17 protein-coding genes are annotated in these 16,347 nt (G+C 71.9%); 6 read left to right on the forward strand and 11 right to left on the reverse strand.

The annotated features are described in order from the left end of the window. Nucleotides 1-45: 45 nt before the first annotated feature. Nucleotides 46-957, reverse strand: coding sequence for a 4-hydroxy-tetrahydrodipicolinate synthase (gene dapA, locus ACK99Q_RS15025; protein ID WP_410186910.1), 912 nt, complete (start codon nt 955-957; stop codon nt 46-48). A 49-nt stretch (nt 958-1,006) separates the two neighbouring features. On the opposite strand from dapA, the gene ACK99Q_RS15030 reads away from it, so the two are divergent. Further along, nucleotides 1,007-1,792: a thioesterase family protein gene (locus ACK99Q_RS15030; protein WP_410186911.1), complete on the forward strand. Its 786-nt coding sequence runs from the start codon at nt 1,007-1,009 to the stop codon at nt 1,790-1,792. A gap of 4 nt (nt 1,793-1,796) precedes the next feature. Here ACK99Q_RS15030 and ACK99Q_RS15035 read toward each other — a convergent pair whose 3' ends face one another. The 3 genes from ACK99Q_RS15035 to ACK99Q_RS15045 are packed head-to-tail and all read right to left on the reverse strand — an operon-like array spanning nt 1,797 to nt 3,511. Beyond that, nucleotides 1,797-2,168 carry a VOC family protein gene (locus tag ACK99Q_RS15035; protein ID WP_410186912.1) on the reverse strand — a complete coding sequence of 124 codons (372 nt, stop codon included), beginning with the start codon at nt 2,166-2,168 and terminating at the stop codon, nt 1,797-1,799. 56 nt (nt 2,169-2,224) lie between these two features. Continuing rightward, nucleotides 2,225-2,713, reverse strand: coding sequence for a dihydrofolate reductase (locus ACK99Q_RS15040; RefSeq protein WP_410186913.1), 489 nt, complete (start codon nt 2,711-2,713; stop codon nt 2,225-2,227). A gap of 3 nt (nt 2,714-2,716) precedes the next feature. Further along, nucleotides 2,717-3,511, reverse strand: a complete 795-nt coding sequence (locus tag ACK99Q_RS15045) for a thymidylate synthase (protein ID WP_410186914.1) — start codon at nt 3,509-3,511, stop codon at nt 2,717-2,719. Nucleotides 3,512-3,604: 93 nt separating this feature from the next. On the opposite strand from ACK99Q_RS15045, the gene ACK99Q_RS15050 reads away from it, so the two are divergent. From ACK99Q_RS15050 to ACK99Q_RS15065, 4 genes are all read left to right on the forward strand, one after another. Continuing rightward, nucleotides 3,605-4,060, forward strand: a complete 456-nt coding sequence (locus ACK99Q_RS15050; RefSeq protein ID WP_410186915.1) for a hypothetical protein — start codon at nt 3,605-3,607, stop codon at nt 4,058-4,060. A 79-nt stretch (nt 4,061-4,139) separates the two neighbouring features. Further along, complete coding sequence (locus tag ACK99Q_RS15055) at nt 4,140-4,670, forward strand: N-acetyltransferase family protein (protein ID WP_410186916.1); 531 nt, start codon at nt 4,140-4,142, stop codon at nt 4,668-4,670. Then, on the forward strand, nt 4,667-5,359 hold the full coding sequence (locus tag ACK99Q_RS15060) for an AzlC family ABC transporter permease (RefSeq protein WP_410186917.1): 693 nt from the start codon (nt 4,667-4,669) through the stop codon (nt 5,357-5,359). The genes ACK99Q_RS15055 and ACK99Q_RS15060 overlap by 4 nt, the downstream gene beginning before the upstream one ends. Further along, nucleotides 5,352-5,663: an AzlD domain-containing protein gene (locus ACK99Q_RS15065; protein ID WP_410186918.1), complete on the forward strand. Its 312-nt coding sequence runs from the start codon at nt 5,352-5,354 to the stop codon at nt 5,661-5,663. The genes ACK99Q_RS15060 and ACK99Q_RS15065 overlap by 8 nt, the downstream gene beginning before the upstream one ends. A 6-nt stretch (nt 5,664-5,669) precedes the next feature. Here ACK99Q_RS15065 and dapB read toward each other — a convergent pair whose 3' ends face one another. The 7 genes from dapB to ACK99Q_RS15100 all read right to left on the reverse strand — a co-directional run bounded on the left by dapB (nt 5,670) and on the right by ACK99Q_RS15100 (nt 13,032). Next, nucleotides 5,670-6,416 carry a 4-hydroxy-tetrahydrodipicolinate reductase gene (gene dapB, locus ACK99Q_RS15070; protein WP_410186919.1) on the reverse strand — a complete coding sequence of 249 codons (747 nt, stop codon included), beginning with the start codon at nt 6,414-6,416 and terminating at the stop codon, nt 5,670-5,672. 10 nt (nt 6,417-6,426) lie between these two features. After that, nucleotides 6,427-7,500, reverse strand: a complete 1,074-nt coding sequence (locus ACK99Q_RS15075; RefSeq protein ID WP_410186920.1) for an ABC transporter ATP-binding protein — start codon at nt 7,498-7,500, stop codon at nt 6,427-6,429. Further along, nucleotides 7,497-8,501: a LacI family DNA-binding transcriptional regulator gene (locus tag ACK99Q_RS15080; RefSeq protein ID WP_410186921.1), complete on the reverse strand. Its 1,005-nt coding sequence runs from the start codon at nt 8,499-8,501 to the stop codon at nt 7,497-7,499. Before ACK99Q_RS15080 ends, ACK99Q_RS15075 begins: the two co-directional genes overlap by 4 nt. Further along, a complete protein-coding gene (locus ACK99Q_RS15085) occupies nt 8,498-9,856 on the reverse strand; it encodes a GH1 family beta-glucosidase (protein WP_410186922.1) in 1,359 nt (452 codons plus the stop codon). The genes ACK99Q_RS15080 and ACK99Q_RS15085 overlap by 4 nt, the downstream gene beginning before the upstream one ends. Next, complete coding sequence (locus ACK99Q_RS15090) at nt 9,853-10,749, reverse strand: carbohydrate ABC transporter permease (protein WP_410186923.1); 897 nt, start codon at nt 10,747-10,749, stop codon at nt 9,853-9,855. Before ACK99Q_RS15090 ends, ACK99Q_RS15085 begins: the two co-directional genes overlap by 4 nt. A 1-nt stretch (nt 10,750) precedes the next feature. After that, the gene (locus tag ACK99Q_RS15095) at nt 10,751-11,653 is read right to left on the reverse strand and encodes a carbohydrate ABC transporter permease (protein WP_179425062.1); all 903 of its coding nucleotides are present in this window, start codon (nt 11,651-11,653) and stop codon (nt 10,751-10,753) included. 92 nt (nt 11,654-11,745) lie between these two features. Then, the gene (locus tag ACK99Q_RS15100) at nt 11,746-13,032 is read right to left on the reverse strand and encodes an ABC transporter substrate-binding protein (protein WP_410186924.1); all 1,287 of its coding nucleotides are present in this window, start codon (nt 13,030-13,032) and stop codon (nt 11,746-11,748) included. A 255-nt stretch (nt 13,033-13,287) separates the two neighbouring features. On the opposite strand from ACK99Q_RS15100, the gene ACK99Q_RS15105 reads away from it, so the two are divergent. Further along, a complete protein-coding gene (locus ACK99Q_RS15105; protein ID WP_410186925.1) occupies nt 13,288-16,344 on the forward strand; it encodes a hypothetical protein in 3,057 nt (1,018 codons plus the stop codon). The last annotated feature ends 3 nt before the right edge of the window (nt 16,345-16,347 follow it).

Raw genomic sequence — 16,347 nt, forward strand, 5'->3', positions numbered from 1 at the left:
CGGGTGATGTCATGGAATTCCTTCGGTTGCGCACGCTGCTCCGGCTCACGCCAGGAGGCCTGCGTCCTTCAGTGCCGTGCGGATGACCTGGACCTGGGCGTCCGTCGCGGGCGTGAGCGGCAGTCGCACGCCTGCGTGGGGGATGATCCCCATCTCGACCAGGGCGGCCTTGGTGGCGATCGCGCCCTGCGTCTGGCCCATGATCGCGTCGACGATCGGCAGGAGCTCGTCGTCGAGCCGGCGCGCCCGGACGAGGTCGCCGGCGTCGACGGCCTCGATCATCGCCTTGATGCGGGCGCCGGCCACGTGGGCGATGACGCTGACGACGCCGGCGGCGCCGATGGAGAACCAGGGCAGGTTGACCGCGTCGTCGCCCGAGTAGAGGGCGAGACGCGAATTCGCACGCAGGCGCGCGGCCCGGGCGAGGTCGCCGGTGGCGTCCTTCACGGCCAGGACCGTGCGACGCGACTCGAGCTCGACGTAGGTCTCCTCGGAGATCTCGACGCCGGTGCGTCCGGGGATGTCGTAGAGCATGATCGGCGTGTCGCCGGCGGCTGCCGCGACCGCGTCGATGTTCGCGAGCAGCCCGGACTGCGGCGGCTTGCTGTAGTACGGCGACACGACCAGCAGACCGTGGGCGCCGATGCGGACGGCCTGCTCGGCCAGCTCGACGGTGTGGCGCGTGTCGTTCGTGCCGACGCCGGCCACGATCGTGGCGCGGTCGCCGACGGCCTCGAGCACGGCGGCCAGCAGCCGGCCGTCCTCCTCGCCCGTCGTGGTGGGCGACTCGCCCGTGGTGCCGGAGACGACGATGCCGTCGTTGCCGATCTCGACGAGGTGGGTCGCGAGCGCCGCGGCGGCGTCGAGGTCGAGGCCACCGTCCGGGGTGAACGGGGTGGCCATCGCAGTGAGGAGCCGGCCGAAGGGCGCGGCCTCGGTCGCCAGCGGAGACGTCATGCTCCGAGGTTACCGTCACGGCGCCGGTGCCCTCGTGCAGGATGAGGCCGTGACCGACTTCTACCCGCAGGACACCATCGCGACCCCCGACGGCACCGGACGGCTGACCCTGGAGGTCACCGATCGCTGGAACACGCCGCTCGGCAAGCCCAACGGCGGGTGGGTCCTGGCCTCGATGCTGCGCACGGCGATGGACCACGCCGACGTCGGCCGCCCCGTCGTGGCGGCCATCACCTACTTCGCCTCCCCCGAGGCCGGCACGACCGCCGACCTCACGGTCACGCCGGTCAAGCTGGGCCGGCGCGTGCAGACGATCGACGTCGACCTCGCCTGCGACGGACGGCCGCTGGCGCGGATGACCGCCAGCTTCGCGCGCGACCACCACGGCGCCACCCAGGAGCTGGGCGCCGCGCCCGTCCTGCCCGAGCCGGGCACGCTTCCCGACCCGCGCGAGGCGGGCATGCCGGCTCACGGCCTCTTCGGTCGCGTGGAGTACCGGATGGCGCACCCGCCCGGCTGGGCGGTCGGCCAGCCGTCGGGCGATCCCACCATCGACCTGTGGCAGCGCCTCGACGGCGGCACCGAGATCGACTGGCCCGCCCTCGGCCTGCTGGTCGACGCCTGTCCCCCGCCCGTGCTGGAGCTCGGCTCGCTCGTGTCGATGACGGTGCAGCTCACCGTGCACTTCCACCGCCTGCCCGAGCCCGGGTCCTGGGTGGCGTCGCGGTTCAGCACCCGCCACCTCGCCGACGGGTTCCACGAGGAGGACGGCGAGCTGTGGGACGACCAGGGGCGCCTCGTGGCCCAGTCGCGTCAGCTCGCCATCCTGCTCTGACGGGTCAGCCGCCCGAGGTGTCGGTGGTGCCCTCGTAGAGACCGATGACGTTGCCGTCGGGGTCCTCGAGGATCGCCCACCAGCTCGTCTCGGAGATCGGCTGGCGCTCCATCACCACACGGGCGCCGTGCTCGCGCGCCGTCGCCAGCACGTCGTCGATCGAGTCGACCTCGACGTACGAGCGGGGCTGGGTGAAGTCGTCCGAGCGGGGAGCCAGTCCGCCGCCGCTGATCTCGTTGGGGGCCTGCCACATGGGGTAGCCCTCGTAGCCGGGGTACTCCTGGAACTTCCAGCCGAAGAGCGCGCCGTAGAACTCCTTCGCGCGCTCGTGGTCGGACGCCGGGATGTCGATGTGCGTGATGTCGCCGTGTGCCATGGATGACTCCTGTCCTCCCGGCCAGTGTCGAACGGCGACGGGCTCGCGACAAGGGGTCAGCGGCGGACGTACGTGGCGATCTCGTAGTCGGGCGTGCCCGCGTGCGCCACGCGCTCGACCTCGGTCCAGCGATCGGGGTCGATCGGCGCGAAGAAGGTGTCGCCCGGCGGGCTCAGCGGCACGTGCGTGACCACCATCGTGTCGACCAGGTCGCGCTCGAGTGCCTCGTCGAAGACGGCCGCGCCACCGATGAGGAAGACCTGGTCGTCGAGCTCACGTGCCCGCGTCAGCGCGGCGTCGAGGTCGCCCGCGACGATCAAGCCGGGATCGCCCGGGTCCCAGCCGGCGCGACGCGTCAGCACGATCGAGGTGCGGCCGGGCAGCGGCCGGCCGATCGACTCGTAGGTGGCCCGACCCATCACGATCGGGTGCCCCCACGTGAGCTCCTTGAACTGGCGCATGTCGCCCGTGCGGGGCCAGGGCATGCCGCCCTCGAACCCGATGACGCCGTTCTCGCCGACCGCCACCGCCACCGTGACCGTCATGCGTCAGACCGCGATCGGCGCCTTGATGGCGGGGTGCGACTGATAGCCCTCGATCGTGATCGAGTCGAGCGTGAAGTCGTCGATGTCCGTGACGGACGGGTCGAGTCGCAGCGTGGGCAGCGGCAGCGGATCGCGGGTGAGCTGCTCGCGCGCCTGGTCGAGGTGGTTGACGTAGAGGTGGCAGTCGCCGCCGGTCCAGATGAACTCGCCGACCTCGAGGCCCGTGACCTGGGCGACCATCTGCGTGAGCAGCGCGTAGGAGGCGATGTTGAACGGGACGCCGAGGAAGACGTCGGCCGAGCGCTGGTAGAGCTGGCAACTGAGCTTCCCGTCGGCGACGTAGAACTGGAAGAACGCGTGGCACGGCGCCAGCGCCATGGCGTCGAGGTCGGCCACGTTCCAGGCGCTGACGATGTGGCGGCGCGAGTTCGGATCGGCCTTCAGCGCGGCGATGACCGCCTGCAGCTGGTCGAGGTGGCGGCCGTCCGGCGCGGGCCAGGACCGCCACTGGTAGCCGTAGATCGGACCGAGGTCGCCGTTGGCGTCGGCCCACTCGTCCCAGATCGTGACGCCGTTGTCGCGCAGGTACTGCGTGTTGGTGTCGCCGGCGATGAACCACAGGAGCTCGGCGACGACGCTCTTGAGGTGCACCTTCTTGGTCGTGACGACCGGGAAGCCCTCGGCGAGGTCGAAGCGCATCTGGTGCCCGAAGACGCTGCGGGTGCCGGTGCCGGTGCGGTCGCCCTTGGCCACTCCCTCGTCGAGGATCCGGCGGACGAGATCGAGGTAGGCCTGCATGTCGGCAGACTAGCAACGCGCCCCGACGTTCCGTCCGAACGCCGTGAGATACTGAGCCGCGTGCCGGAACCCACTGCGCCGAGTCCTGCGGACGTGAGGCGATTCGTCGCCCTCCAGCTCGGTGTCACCGCCCTGTTCGCCGCCCTCGTGCTCGTCGTCTTCGGCGGCGGTGACGAGCCCGCGGCCCGCTGGTGGGTCGCGCTGGCGCTCTTCGCGCTGGTCCTCGTGGCGGGCGGCTGGGTGGCCCGCTCGTGGTCGCGTCCCGCGCCCCTGGCCGCCGACGACCCCGATCCGCGCGACACCGCGCTGCGCCGGCTGTCCTCGCACATCGCCCGGGCGTTCCTCGTCCTCGAGATCCCCCTCGTCATCTCGGCCGTCCTCGGTCTCGCCGGACTGATCGGCGGCGGCGTCATGCTCGTCACCGTCGTCGCGGCGCTCGCCGCCCTCGTCTTCGGCACCTGGCCCACCCGCCGCAACGTCGACCGCTTCGCCGCGGCCCTCGAGCAGGGCGGCGCCTCCTCCGGACTGCGTGAGGCGTTCGCCCGATGAGCGAGCGCCAGCGAGCGAACCAGTCCATGCTTCGAGTCGGGCCATCGCCCTACCGTGGCTTGTCCGAGGCGGTGGCCCGATGAGCGCTGACCTGTCTGTTCGGCTGGCGTGGCCGGACGACGCGACGCGGATCGCGGCGGTCCAGCGCACCCACTGGGAGCGCACGTACGGCGAGGTCGTCGACCGGGCCGAGCTCGACGCGCTCGACGCCGACGAGATGGCACAGCGGTGGGCGCAGCTGATCACGGCGCCACGTGACGCGCGCATGCGCACTCTCGTCGCGCTGGAGCGCGCCACGGTGCGCGGCTTCGCCCTCGTGCACCCGTGCCACGACCCCGACGCGGACCAGGTGCGCGACGCCGAGATCGGCGAGTTCGTCGTCGACGCCGACCATCTCGGCCAGGGTCACGGCTCGCGCCTGCTGCACGCGTGCGTCGACACCGTGCGCGCCGACGGCTTCAGTCGCGCGGTGTGGTGGGTCTCCCCCGCCGACGACGCCCTGCGCGCCTGGCTGCTCGAGGCCGGGTGGGCCGCCGATGGCGCCCACCGCGAGTTCGCCGGTGCCACCGGCCCGCTCAAGCAGGTCCGACTCCACACCACCCTGACGTGAGCGAGTCCACCAGCGACCGGCAGGTCGTCGCCGACTCGCTCGGCGTGGGGATCGGCGTCGGGCTCTACGGCGTCTCCTTCGGCGCGCTCGCCACCACGAGCGGCCTGTCCGTGCTGCAGGCGTGCGCGCTGTCGTTCCTGGCCTTCACCGGTGCCTCGCAGTTCGCCTTCCTCGGCGTCGTCGCGGCGGGCGGCGCCCCGCTCACGGGTGCGCTGACCGCGGTGCTGCTGGGCGTGCGCAACACGTTCTACGGCATCACGCTGGCGCCGATCCTGCGGGTCAAGGGACTGCGCCGGCTGGGCACCGCCCACGTGGTGATCGACGAGTCCACCGCGATGTCGGTCGTGCGCGCCGACCCGCGGCAGGCCCGCTTGGGCTTCTACTGGACGGGCCTGTCGATCTTCGTGGTCTGGAACCTCATGACCCTCGCCGGCGCCGTGGCGGGCGAGCGGATCGGCGACCCGCGCGCCATCGGCCTAGACGCCGCGGTCGCCGCCGCGTTCCTGGGACTGTTGTGGCCGCGACTGGACTCCACCGCCGCGCGGCTGCTGGCGCTGCTGGCGGCCGCCGTGGCCCTCGGGCTCGTGCCCTTCACGCCTCCGGGCGCGCCGATCATCATCGGCGGGGTCGTCGCCGTGCTGGTGGGTCTGACGTTCGTCCCCGACACGTCGCGAGGCGCCGATGACTGAGATCTGGTGGGGCGTGCTGGCCGTCGCGGTCGGCTGCTACGCGCTCAAGCTGCTGGGTCTGTCGGTCCCCGAGCGCGTGCTGGAGCACCCGCTCACCGTGCGTGCGGCGGCGTTCATCCCGGTGGGACTGCTCGCGGCGCTCGTCGCCGTGCAGGGCCTCAGCACCGGCTCCGAGGTCGTCCTGGACGCCCGCGTCGTGGGCCTCGGCGTCGCGGCCGTGCTGCTGTGGCGCAAGGTGCCGTTCCTGCCGATGCTCATCGCCGCGGCCGCGGCGACCGCGCTCGTGCGACTCGTCGCCGGCTGAGCGGCCTCACTCCAGGCCGAGCACCTCGTCGAGCCCCACGGTGACGCCGGGGTGCGACGGGATCCAGCGCAGCGCGGCGACGACGCCGGGCATGAAGGACTCACGGCTCGACGAGTCGTGGCGGATGCTGAAGATCTCGCCCGGGTCGCCCAGCACGACCTCCTGCGAGGCGATGAAGCCCCGCGCGCGCACCGCGTGCACCGGGATGCCCTCGACCTTGGCGCCGCGGGCGCCGTCGGGGTCGGTGGTGGTGGCGTCGGGCAGCGGGTCCGAGCCCGCGTGGCGTCGCGCCTGCGCGATGACCTCGGCCGTGCGGACCGCCGTGCCCGACGGCGCGTCGACCTTGTCGGGGTGGTGCATCTCGATGACCTCGACCGACTCGAAGAAGGGCGCCGCCTGCGCCGCGAAGCGCATCATCAGCACCGCCCCGATCGAGAAGTTCGGGACGACGATGACGCCCACGCCCGACTGTCCGTCGACGAGCTCGCGCAGCCGTGCGACCTGGTCGTCGCCGAAGCCCGAGGTGCCGATGACGACGTGGATGCCGCGCTCGAGGCACCAGCGCGCCTGGTCGAAGGCGACGTCGGGCGTCGTGAAGACCAGCACGGCCTCCGCGTCGGCCTCGACGACGGCCTCGAGGTCGTCGCCGACGTCGATGCCGGCCACCAGGTCGAGTCCCTCGGCCGCCTCGATCGCCGCCGCCGACGTCGATCCCATCCGGCCCTTCGCACCCAGCACCGCCACGCGTGTCATGGCCCCGATGCTATCGACCGAGCCGCAGCCCCGTTCGGGGGTCGAAGTGGTGGACCTGCTCGGGGTCGAGGACAGCCAGGTGCGACGGCGTGCCCTTCACCGGAGGGTTCCGCCAGTCGGTGCGCGCCACCACGGGAGTGCTGACCCCGTCGGCCCGCCCGTAGAGGTAGGCGTCCGAGCCCAACTCCTCCACGACGTCGACGACGATCGGCAGTCCCTCGTCCGAGATCGCGAGGTTCTCGGGGCGCACGCCGACGACGATCGAGCCGCCGCTGGCACCGAGCAGCGCCTGCCGCGGCACCGCGAGGTGCGTCGTGCCGAAGGCCACTCCCCCGTCGCTGATCGGCAGCTCGAGCAGGTTCATCGCGGGCGATCCCATGAAGCCGGCGACGAAGAGGTTGACCGGGCGGTCGTACAGCTCGCGCGGAGCCGCGACCTGCTGCAGGACGCCGTCCTTGAGCACCGCGACGCGGTCGCCCATCGTCATCGCCTCCACCTGGTCGTGGGTGACGTAGACGGTGGTGGTGCCGAGGCGCCGCTGCAGGGCCGCGACCTGGGTGCGGGTCTGGACGCGCAGCTTGGCGTCGAGGTTCGACAGCGGCTCGTCCATGAGGAAGACCTGCGGCGAGCGGACGATCGCGCGACCCATGGCCACGCGCTGGCGCTGGCCGCCCGAGAGCGCCTTCGGCTTGCGGTCGAGGAAGTCCGTGAGGCCCAAGAGGTCGGCGGCCTCGGCGACACGGGTGCGGATGTCGGCCTTGGAGACCTTCGCGATCCGCAGGGCGAAGCCCATGTTCTCGGCGACCGTCATGTGCGGGTAGAGCGCGTAGTTCTGGAACACCATCGCGATGTCGCGCTCCTTCGGCGGCACGCGCGTGACGTCGCGGTCGCCGATCATGATGCTGCCCGCGTCGACGTCCTCGAGCCCCGCCAGCATGCGCAGGGTCGTGGACTTGCCGCAGCCCGAGGGCCCGACCAGCACGAGGAACTCCCCGTCCTTGACCTCGAGGTCGATGTGGTCGACCGCCGGACGATCCTGGCCCGGGTACACGCGGGTGGCCCCGTCGAACACCACGGCGCTCATGCGGTCTCACCCGCCTGGAGCACGGCCGGGAGGACGACCGACCGCGGCTCGGCCGCCGGGTCGTCGATCCGGCGGGCCAGCACGTCGACCGCGGTCGCGCCGAGCTCGGCGAGCGGCTGGTGCACCGTGGTCAGCACCGGCGTCGAGGCGGCCGCGGCGGGCGATCCGTCGAAGCCGACGATCGCGACGTCCTCGGGCACCCGCACGCCGCGCCGGCCCAGCTCGCGCAGCGCGCCGAGCGCCATGACGTCGTTCGCGACGAAGATCGCGTCCACGTCGGGTCGGCGCTCCAGCAGTGCCGCCGCGCCGCTCACCCCGCTGGCGTCGCTGAAGTCGCCGGTCTCGACGAGCTCGTCGTCGAACGGCAGCCCGGCGGCCTCGAGAGCCTCGCGGTAGCCGGCGAGGCGGTCGCGGCCCGAGGCGAGGTCCTGGGGGCCCGTGATCGTGGCGATGCGGCGCCGTCCGCGCGACGCGATGTGGTCCACGGCCTGGCGCGCGCCGCCGACGTTGTCGACGTCGACGAAGCAGGCGCGCGGATCGCGCGGCCGGCCGACGTGCACGATCGGCAGGTCGGGGCTCTCGGGCAGGCTCAGCGCGTCGTGCATCGAGACCACCATCACGCCGTCGACGTGCTGCGGCGTGAGGAACTGGCCGAGCCGCGCGAGGTGCGACTCGTCCGGGACCATCGAGAGCACGAGCCGGCGCGACGTCTCGTCGACCGAGCGCGAGATCCCTCGCACCAGGCCGGCGAAGAACGGCTCGGCGAACACGCGCTCCTCGTCCTCGGCGATGACCAGCGCGACCGTGTCGGTGCGCCGGGTCTTCAGGGCGCGCGCGGCCTGGTTCGGCACGTAGCCGAGCTCGCGAACGGCGCGCTCCACGGCATCGCGGGTGTGGGGCGACACGTGCTCCGAGCCGTTCACGACCCGGGACGCGGTGCCGCGCCCGACCCCGGCGAGCCGGGCCACTTCCTCCAGCGTCGGCTGGCGGCTGTCAGTCATGCCCTCTCCTTCGTGCTGCTCGCTCCGGCGAGCTCGGCGAACCAGCGTGCGCTGGCCTTGGGGGTGCGGACCAGGGTGTCGAAGTCGACGTGGACGATGCCGAACCGCTTCGCGTAGCCCTCGGCCCACTCGAAGTTGTCCAACAGCGACCACGCGAAGTATCCCCGGACGTCGACACCGTCGTCGACCGCGTCCGCGAGCGCCTCGAGGTGGCCGGCGACGAAGTCGATGCGGTCCTGGTCGTCGATCGTGCCGTCGCGGACCTCGAGGTCGTCGAAGGCCGCGCCGTTCTCGGTGATGTAGATCGGGATCGACGGGTAGTCGCGGTGCACCTGCCGCAGCACCTCGCCGAGCCCCGCCGGGTCGATGTCCCAGCCCGAGGCCGTCTTGGGCCACTCGCGGTTCACGAAGTCGACCTCGGAGGCACCCGGCCACGGCGACGCCGCCACGACGTGCCGCGAGTAGTAGTTGATCCCGAGGAAGTCCAGCGGCGCCGCGATCACGGGGAGGTCCTCGTCGCGGATCACCTCGGTGCCGCCGACGCCCGCGACGTCCTCGAGCACGTCCTGCGGGTACCGGCCGAGCAGCACCGGGTCGAGGAACCAGCGGTTCATCAGCCCGTCGATGCGCCGCGCGGCGTCGTCGTGGCGTCCGGTGTCGTCGGCCGGGGACACCGCGTAGAGGTTCAGGGTGACCCCGACACGCGCCTCGGGCCGGCCCTCGCGCAGCCGCGGCACCGCCAGGCCGTGCGCCAGGTGCAGGTGGTGCGACGCGGCGAGCGCCGCGGCCGGCTCGGTGCGGCCCGGAGCGTGGATCCCGGCGCCGTAGCCCAGGAACGCCGCGCACCAGGGCTCGTTCGTGGTGGTCCAGTTCCGCACGCGGTCCCCCAGCGCGTCGGCCACGATCTGCGCGTAGTCCGCGAAGCGCTCCGCCGTGTCGCGCAGCGGCCAGCCGCCGGCGTCCTCGAGGGCCTGCGGGAGGTCCCAGTGGAACAGCGTCGGCCACGGCTCGAGACCGGCCTCGAGCAGGCCGTCGACGAGCCGGTCGTAGAACGCCAGTCCGCGCGGCTCGACGCGTCCGCTGCCCTCGGGCTGGACGCGCGACCACGAGATCGAGAACCGGTAGGCGTCGAGGCCGAGCTCGCGCACGAGCGCCACGTCCTCGGGCCACCGGTGGTAGTGGTCGACCGCGATCTCGCCGGTGTGCCCGTCGAACGTGCGGCCGGGCTGTGCCGCGAACGTGTCCCAGATCGACGGACCCCGTCCGTCCTCCTTCACGGCCCCCTCGATCTGGTACGCCGAGGTGGCCGCGCCCCATACGAACCCGGGATCGAACCGCTGGCTCAGAGCGCTCATGACTTCAGCCCGCCTTCCATGATGCCGCCGACGATCTGGCGGCCGAACACGATGAACACCAGGACGAGCGGCAGGGTGCCCATGAGGGTCCCGGCCATGACCAGCGCCTGGTCGGTGTAGTACCCGCCGGACAGGCGCGAGAGCGCGACCTGCACCGTGGGGTGGTTGATGTCGAGGGAGATGTACGGCCACAGGAAGTCGTTCCAGCGCTCCATGAAGGTCAGCAGGCCCAGCACCGCCGCCGCCGGTCGCAGGGCCGGGAACACGATCGACCAGAAGATCCGGAACGTGGAGGCGCCGTCGACGCGCGCGGCCTCGATCAGCTCGTCGGGGATGGCCTGCGAGGCGTACTGGCGCATGAAGAACACGCCGAAGCCGCTCACCAGGAACGGCAGCGTGACCGAGGCCAGCCCGCCGGCGAGGCCGAGCTTGGTCATGAGCATGTACAGCGGGATCAGGCCCAGCTGCACCGGCACCATCATCGTGGCCACGACGATCACGAGCAGGACGTTGCGTCCGCGGAACCGCAGCTTGGCGAAGGCGAAGCCCGCGAGCGCCGAGGTCACCACGACCGAGATCGTCGCGACCGTCGCCACCAGCAGCGTGTTGAGCAGCGCCTTGGCGAACTGGACGTCGTCGTTGGCGAAGACCCGCTCGATGTTGGTCGCGAGCTGGTCGCCGGGCAGCAGCGGCGGCGGGATGCCCAGGATGTCGCTGTTGGCGCGCGAGGCCATGACGACCATGAAGTACAGCGGGGCCGCGGACAGCAGCACCACGAACGCCAGCGCGACGTACATCAGCGGCGAGGCGCCGGTGACGCGGGACGTCACGGGCGGGCGGTCCGCGGGCGGGATGACCAGGGTGGAGGCGCCGGCGCGCGTGCTCAGGCTCATGTCAGTCCGCCGATCGGATGCGCCGCAGGAGCAGCAGGTTGATCGCCGCCACGACGGCGATGATGAGGAACAGGACCCACGCGATGGTGGACGCGTAGCCGAACCGCTGGCCCGTGAAGGCCTGCTGGACGAGGTACATCGCCAGGGTCTGGAACTGGCCGCGGTTGCCGCCGGAGATCGCGTTGGCGCCGGAGTTGAACAGCAAGGGCTCGGTGAACAGCTGGATGCCGCCGATCGTGGCGATGATCGTCACGAAGATCAGGGTGGGCCGCAGCATCGGCACGGTGACCGACCAGAACTGCCGCCAGGCCGAGGCGCCGTCGATCCGCGCCGCCTCGTAGAGCTCCTTCGGCACCGACTGCAGGGCCGCCAGCAGAATCAGCGCGTTGTAGCCGGTCCAGCGCCAGTCGACCATCGTCGCGATCGCGAGCCACGACGACCAGCGGTGGGCCCGCCAGTCGATGTTCTCGACCCCGAACAGGCCCAGGAACCAGTTGGCGATGCCGTAGTCGCGGGCGAAGATCAGGCCGAAGATGATGCCGACGGCGGCGACCGAGGCCACGTTCGGCAGCAGCACGCCCATCCGCCAGAAGGTGCGGGCCCGCAGCCGCGTGTTGAGCATCTGGGCCAGCACCGTGGCCAGCACCAGCTGGGGCACGGTGGCGAGCACGAAGATGCCGAAGGTGTTGACCAGGGCCCGCCAGAAGGCCGTGTCCCCCATCAGCTCGCGGTAGTTGTCCAGGCCGATGAACTCGACCTTGCCGGCCAGCAGCGTCCACTCGTGCATCGACACCCAGGCGGTGTAGACGAGCGGGAACAGGCCGAACACCGCGAAGACGACGAAGTAGGGCGAGACGAACGCGAGGCCGGCGCCCTGCTGCCGTGCGAGTCGCTTGGTTGCCATGGCTGATCCTCTCCGATCTCGGTGTCCGGACGTGGGCAGCCGGTGTCCGCGCCTTGGAGGAACGCGCGGACACCGGCCGCGTCAGGGGTGCGTCAGCGTGCGGCCTTCTCGGCTGCGGCTGAGGCGTCGTCCCAGCCCTGGGCGGGCGGGACCTCTCCGTTCTCGACACTGCGCAGGGCGTTCTCGACCGCGTCGCGGACGGGAACGTTCTTGGTGCCGAGGTAGACCGGCTCGAGCTGCTCCGCACCGGCCACGAACAGCTGGCCGATCGGCGCCTCGTTGAAGTACGCGTTGGTGGCGTCCTTCAGCTCGGGCTGGTCGTACAGGGCCGGCAGGGAGGGCAGGCGTCCCTCGGCCTCGAAGGCGAGCATCTGGCCCTCCTCGTCGCTGAGGTACTTGATCAGCTCGAGCGCCATCTCCTGGTGCTTGCTGGTCTGGGGCACCGCGAGCCACGAGCCACCCCAGTTGCCGCCGCCGCCGGGCACCGTGGCGATGTCCCACTTGCCGGCGTTCTCCTCGCCCGACTGGTCCTTGATGTAGCCGGTCATCCAGGCGGGGCAGGCCACGGTGGCGAACGAGCCGTTCTTGAAGCCCGCGTTCCACTCGTCGCTGAACGCCTTGAGCTGCGCGGACAGGTCGGCCTCGGTCATCTCCACCGCGTAGTCCCACGCCGTCTTCACCGCGGGGTTGGTGTCGAACACCAGGTTCTCCTCGCGGTCGAAGTAGGTGTGGTCGCCCTGCTGCATGAGGATCGAGTTGTACGTGTTCGTCGAGGAGTCGATGAACCCGACCTTGTCGTCGCCGATGCCGGACTGGAACTTCTTGCCCGTGGCGATGAAGTCGTCCCACGTGGGCCAGAGCTTGCCGACCTCCTCGCGGTCGGTGGGCAGGCCCGCCTTCTCGAACAGGTCGCGGCGGTAGCACATGGCCAGGCCGCCGACGTCGGTTCCGTAGCCGATCGTGGTCTTGCCGTCAGCGCTCGTGGCCTTGTCCCAGACCCACGGCAGCCAGCGGTCCTTGAGGTCGTTGCCGCCGTTCTCCTGGAGGTTCACGAACTTGTCGGTGGCCGCGAGGAAGGCGACCGTCTGGCCCTCCTCGATCGCGACCACGTCGCCCGCGTCGCCGCCGGCGGCGATCTGCTGCGTCAGCTTGGTGTTGTACTTGCCGAGGTCGCCCTCGGCCGTCTCCACGATCTTGACGCCCGGGTGGGCCTCTTCGAACTTCTTGTACGCCTCGGTGTAGCCGAACTTGCCGAAGAGGTTCACCCGCAGGGTGATGTCGTCTCCGTCCTCGCCCGAGTCGCTCCCGCCGCAGGCGGCCAGGCCACCCAGGGCGACGACAGCGGCAAGGGAGGCGGCGATCCGTCGTGTGCGATTCAACGTCGTGCCTTCCGTCAGTCCCCCACCCGTCATGGGAGCGCTCCCATGCAGTGTGGTCCGCGTCACACTGCTCTGTCAAGAGATTTTTGGGAGCGCTCCCATATGCGTCCACGCGAGGGGCGGGGCGACACCTCTGAGGCTGTTGCGACGCGGGGTTCTCGGAGGCCCGCGCATTCTGCGATTCCAGCCGACATCGGCATCCGGGGCTGTTACGTTCGCGAGATCGGGGACGGAGCAGCTACGCCGGAGGCCGCCATGTTCCCGCACCTCGCCACTTGGATCACCGCCGCGAGTGCGCTGGCCCTCGGCCTCGCCCCGGTCGCGCCCGACGCGGCCGCGGATGTCTCCTCGCCCGCGTCGGTGTCGGTCTCGTCGCAGCCCCTCGGCCTGCGGGCGAGCTGGCCGGCCGTCGACGGCGCCACCGCGTACCGCGCATGGGTCACAGGATCGGAGAGCGACACCTCGGTGACGATCCCCGCTGACACCCGGGACGTGTTCCTCGGCCTGCCCGACACCTCGACCGCACGCAGCGTCTCGGTGGTGGCGGTGACCGGCGAGATGGAGTCGGCCCCGACCGTCTCGGCCCGTCGGGTCGCAAGCAGTCCGGGCGGGACGGTGACCGTGGCGTCCGCTCCGCGCACGGTCGTGGCGACCTCCCTGAAGGCGCGCCGCAGCGCCTCGGTCGCCCTCGCCGGGCGCGGCGGCGTGCCGCGCACCGGCGTCACGGGCGTCTGGGTCACGGTGGACGCCGCGGCCTCGAAGCGCAACACCCGGGCCACCAGCATCGCGCTGTCGACGCCGGGCGCGACGACGTCGCTCGGCCTCGCCCGCGGCGCGCGAACGGTCCGCACCCTTCACGTCCGGCCCGGCACCTTGCGGCTGCGCGCGGGCCGTGGCGCGGTGTCCGTGCGGATCCGCGCCGTGGCCTGGACCCTGTCCGCCGCGGCGTCCGCCGGTCGGACCGGGACGATCACGACGATTGCACCGACCTCGGTCCTCGGCTCCGCCGGAAGCCTGAGGGCGCGACGGTCCGTGTGGGTCTCGGCACGCCGCGGCGGCGTGCCCTCGTCCGGCGTCCGCGCGGCGGTCGTGACGCTGACGGCGACCGGGTCCTCGAAGGCGTCGACGGTGGGTCTCACGACCTCGGCGAGAGGGTCGGGGACGCCGGTCGTCACGACCGTGCCGAGGCGGACCACGCAGGCCACGACGATCGTCCCGCTCGATGCGGCGGGCCGGTTCCGCGTCGTCAGCGGATCGGCTTCCGCGTCGGTGCGCGCGGCGGTGACCGGGTGGGTCTCCTCGCGGAACGCCGTCCAGGCCGATCCGGGCACGGCGGGCGAGTGGACCACCACCCAGGCGGCGCGCCCCGTGGGCACCGTCTCGCTGCGCGGCCGGGCGACCGCCGGGATCGCCGTCGCCGGGCGGGCCGGGGTTCCCGCTCTCACGAGCGCCACTCCCCCGACGGCGGTCCTCCTCACCGCGAAGGCATCGACGTCGGCCTCGGCGGCCGCGGTCGGCGCCGGCTCCACGCTCGCCACCCTGCGACCGTTGCGAGGACGCCCCGACCAGTCGACCTGGTGGGTGCCGATCGCGCCGAACGGCACGATCACGGTCCGCAACGTCGGCACGACGTCCGCCACGGTGGGCCTCTCCGTCGTCGGCTGGACCACCGGCACGAGCCTGCTCGATCCCGACACGCGCGTCGTCACGTCCGCGGGCGCCACGTTCGGGACCCGCGATCCCGTGAGCGGCTCCCTGACGGTCCCGACCGCGGCGAGACCACCCGTCGGCGCCGTGCTCGCCTCCGGCCCCACCGCGACCAACCCGCAGGGCTTCCTCCTGCGGGTGCTCGCAGGCGCGGACCACGGCGACGGCACGACCACGCTGTCGACCCGGGACGCCGCCCTCACCGAGGCGGTGCGCCGCGGCAGAGCCAGCCGCTCGGCCGCCTTCGTCCCGCGCGCCACTGCCCGGCGCGCGGCCACCCTCCTCGACCCCCACACGATCTCCTTCGACTGGCAGCGCCAGGTCGGCGGCGGTGACGCGACGGCCACCGTCAGCGGGAGCGCGAGTCTCACGGTCGACGGCGATCTCGACATCGACATCGGCTGGAAGGGCATCGACGGCCGGGCCAGCCTCACGCTCACCGAGGCACTCGACGCGTCCTTCGAGGCGGAGGCCCTCGCAAGCTGGAGCGAGACGATCGACGACCTCGCCGAGATCACGTTCGCGACGATCGTCTTCACCATCGGACCCGTTCCGGTCGTCGTGCAGCCGGGACTGGAGGTCGATGCGTGGACCTCCGGCTCGGTGTCCGGCGCCGCGACGGTCGAGGCGCACCAGTCCGCCTCCGCCACGATCGGCATCGACCTCGACGACGGGCTGATCACCCGGACCGACAGCACCGACCCCACCGTCAGCGTGACGCGGGCCGAGGCCGCCCTGCACGCCGAGGTCGGGCTCCATCCCGAGGCCGAGCTCGAGCTCTACGACCACGGCGAGCTCGCCGTCGGCCTGCCCGTCAGCCTCAACGCCGACTGGACGTACCCGGAGTGCCGGGTACGCATCAGCGGCAGGCTCGGGTACTCCCTGTCGGCCTCGCTGGAGGTGATGTCGTTCGAGAAGGAAGTCTCGCACGCGGGAGATCTGTACGACAAGGAGTTCGAGCGGATCAAGCTGCCGTTCACCGTCGACGGCTGCTACGGTCCGTGGCACGGCACCGTCTCGATCCAGTCCCGCTGGGCGACCGAGTATCCCGAGAGTGCCGGATTGACGGGTCTGCGCCAGGTCGCGAGCGGCAGCTACACCGAGCTCGAGCCGAGCGATCCGGAGCCCGCCGTGGAGTGGCGCCGTTACAGGGCCGACGTGAGCCTCACCGTCACCGACTGGAGCAAGGGGAACTGCTCGCCGCCGCCGGACGTCGGAGGCCCCTACTACCACCTGGACCCCACGTCGGAGGCGAAGGCGACCGAGGCCGGCTCGTCGGAGGCACTGGGCTACTCGAACGGCGAGGTGATCGCCTTCGCCGACAAGCCGGACGGGACCTACGTCTGGCCGCTCCCGGCACGGGTCACGACGAGCCACCGCTACCTGTGCCCCGGATGGGAGACGGAGAGCGAGGCCACCTCCTGGCCGCTGTCGTTCGACCCCGGCGGTGGAACGGGTGCGACCTCGGACCGGCCGTTGAACGACACGGATCCGAGCCCGCTGCGCCTGAGCGGGGCGACCACGTGGACCCACGACCCGGGCGGGTTCGCCACGAGCGACTACGAGTTCACGATCACGTACGACCTCACCCGCGAGGAGATGTGACGG

The organism is Aeromicrobium sp. MLTX1, from assembly GCF_046452335.1.
In the GTDB taxonomy this organism is placed as follows: Bacteria; Actinomycetota; Actinomycetes; order Propionibacteriales; family Nocardioidaceae; genus Aeromicrobium.